Raw genomic sequence first — 2741 nt, forward strand, 5'->3', positions numbered from 1 at the left:
GAGGAAAGCCCGTCTGCCAACGAAGCGCCAAAATTTCCACCGTTGCGGGCGCGCAGCATCGCAAGGCCGGAAGCCAAAAGCCCCTGACGTGCGATAGCGCTTTTGTCTTGGTCATCGAGGTTTTGCCAGCCAGGCGTGACGCGGCCTAGGAGGCCTTCAAGCTTAAAAGTCATTGGGGTGTCCTGTACTCAAGGCGCCTCTTGCGCCATCCGGGGGAAAGGYGGCGCCACCGAAGTGGTCGCCGCCAGGAGCCCGCCCTTGGGTAGTTGGAGCCCCTATTACTTAAGCCGTTTGGCGGGTGTAAATCGCTCCCATCAAAGAGGTGCCCGTGGCACACCACTAGCAGGTTCTGGCACGCCTAATGTCTGCGCTTGGCAGGCATCACGCCTGTTAACGCCGACTACGTTTTCAGCAGCGCCAGGCCTATCGCTTGGCGTCGTCAGAACCCATGTTTCTTATGAGCCCTTCGCCGGTCTGCCAGTCATCCGCGTTATCGCTGCCCAGCTCTTCTAGCAGCGCGTAGCTGGCACGCTCCAGCCAGTCCCACAGCACTCCCTCAATGACCCTCACCTTGTCGGTGAACGTTGCTGCGCGGACGCCGGCGGAGCGGGCACCATCCCTATAGCTCTGACCCATGCCAAGTAGGCGGCACGCTGCCTCTCTGGCCTCGCGCTCCTCGTAGCCCATGGCTTTGAGGTACATCTCGACCTTGGGCCACCGCCACATCTGTTGGGCGGCGTAGACCAATAGCCAATCCTCCAGCGGGCCATCCAGCTCTGCATCGGCCAGAGCGACAAGCACGGGGCGAACAGGCCGGACGGCGGGGATCACCACCACGCCGGAGAACTGTTTATTGCTCCATCGATGCACGCGTCGGGTACGCGTCGGCACGCGTCGGGCTCGCATGTTCGTAACCCTGTCGAACTCCTCAACCGTCCGCAGCTCGTCCGCATTGAAAGCAGACAGCGCTGCCTCCCTGGCACGCGGCTCTTTGGGCAGGTAATCCTGAGCCGCATGGACAACCCGGCCTCTGGTGTGAATCGCGAATCCTGCCGGGTCGTCGCCTCCCTCCTCGGGCGTAGGAACTTCCACCCAGGTCGCCTGCCACACCACCGCCATGCATGCGCCACAGCCATAGGCAGCTGCCACTGCCCGCGACGCCCGGTCGACGTTCGTTGAGCCTTCTTTCCACCGCGCACCCTTTCCGGATGGCGGCAGAGATTCACCCTTTGATGCTGGCAGCACTGCTACCAGCAACGGTGCGGCATTGCTATCAGCATGATCCCCGGTTGAAGGGCTAGGTTCACCAGTGCGCGGCCGGATCAGGTCCAAGATGAGTCCCCGCAGAAGTACCCGAAGAGAGGACCTCCAAACAGGGCGCAAGCCGCTCCGCTTGGTAGATATCTAGATAGGTGTGCACATAGCGACCAATAGGGGGTGTGGATAAGTGGCTGACTGCTCCGCATAGCGACCAACTTGGTCTGTATGCGGAGCAAGGATTTCGGCCACTGCTCCGCATAGCGACTAGGTTGCTCCGCATAGCGACTACTGATCGCGCCGTTGCTGCCATAGGTCCGGCGCCACATGGGTGGCTGGCTCTTGATGCTTGCGGGACTCATCGATTGGGTAGTAGCTGAGCGCGTAGAGGCCGCAGCTGTTCCTGCCACCTTTTCGGGTTTCGATGATCCAGCCCGCCTCCAGCAGCTCGCGTTTGGCATCCATGACAGTTCCCTGGCTTCGCCAGCCACGAGTCCGCAGGAGCGACCACGGGATGCTGATGTCCCCGTTGCGCCCGGGTCGGTACTGCCGTGCAAGCTCAAGCAGGAGCTTTGCAGCATGCCCTGACAGGCACCCGAACTCGTGGGAATCGGCAATGCGGTGTGAGATGGAGAGAAAGGGCGGACCCTTGCCCCGGCCCTTGATCTGGAGCCGCTTCTTCTCTGAGATTCGTTGCACATGGTCACCTCCCATCGCCCTTACCTCGGCCAATAGGACGTGCCAGACGGCAGTTGTCCGCTCGTTTCATATACCCCCCAAGGGCAATAGGTAGAGAGCCGGTCAGGACTTCTTGGGCGGCGTCTTTTGGGGACGACCAGCGCCCGGAAGATGCGCCCACGTCCGGCCAGCTCGAATGTCGTTAACCGTGTGCCTGCAGATCCCCAGTCGCTTGGCCCACACTCCGGCGGGGACGGTCCCCGCGCTATCGCGTATGGCCACTGCTTGGTCGGGGGTCAACTTGCAATAGGTGGACATGCAGCCATAGCGCGCCAGGTTGCGTTGCGCCTGCCTTGCCCGGTTCTGCTGAGGGGTGACTAGGTCCAAGTTGGACAGGGCGTTGTTGCCCGCGTTGGCGTCGAGGTGATCGATTTGCATCCCCTCAGGGATCGGCCCGTGGGCAGCTTCCCAGACCACCCGATGCGCATACCAAGTGCGACGGGGGGCAGAGGGTGTTGCCCGCTGTATCACCCGGACGTACGTGTCGGCGGTCTGGATGCCCTTCTCGGAGCCCTCCGCGTTGAAGATCCGGCCAGAGGTCAGGCACGCCAGCAGACCGGACGGCGCATGAGGTAAGAGTTTGCTGAGGTCGAGTGACTTCATGGCTCCTCCAGCGATTCCAGGCGCTGCGGAACCCGGGACTTGAAGTCCAACCACGCGGCCCGGACATCCAGCGGCACGTAGTACTCGGTCACCCCATACGAACCGTGTTCGTCCTCATGGAGGGCGGTGTATGCCTCCAGAAG

At 62.2% G+C, this 2741-nt stretch carries 3 protein-coding genes; all 3 read right to left on the minus strand.

Going from position 1 to position 2741, the window contains the following annotated elements; genetic code table 11:
* Positions 1 to 423: 423 nt before the first annotated feature.
* Positions 424 to 1119, minus strand: a complete 696-nt coding sequence (locus tag ACXJKH_RS18235; protein ID WP_457321452.1) for a hypothetical protein — start codon at positions 1117 to 1119, stop codon at positions 424 to 426.
* A 426-nt stretch (positions 1120 to 1545) separates the two neighbouring features.
* Positions 1546 to 1722, minus strand: a complete 177-nt coding sequence (locus ACXJKH_RS18240; protein ID WP_457321454.1) for a hypothetical protein — start codon at positions 1720 to 1722, stop codon at positions 1546 to 1548.
* 336 nt (positions 1723 to 2058) lie between these two features.
* Positions 2059 to 2598, minus strand: coding sequence for an HNH endonuclease signature motif containing protein (locus tag ACXJKH_RS18245; RefSeq protein ID WP_457321456.1), 540 nt, complete (start codon positions 2596 to 2598; stop codon positions 2059 to 2061).
* Between the last annotated feature and the right edge of the window lie 143 nt (positions 2599 to 2741).

The sequence above is a fragment of the Stenotrophomonas sp. P5_B8 genome (assembly GCF_054049855.1).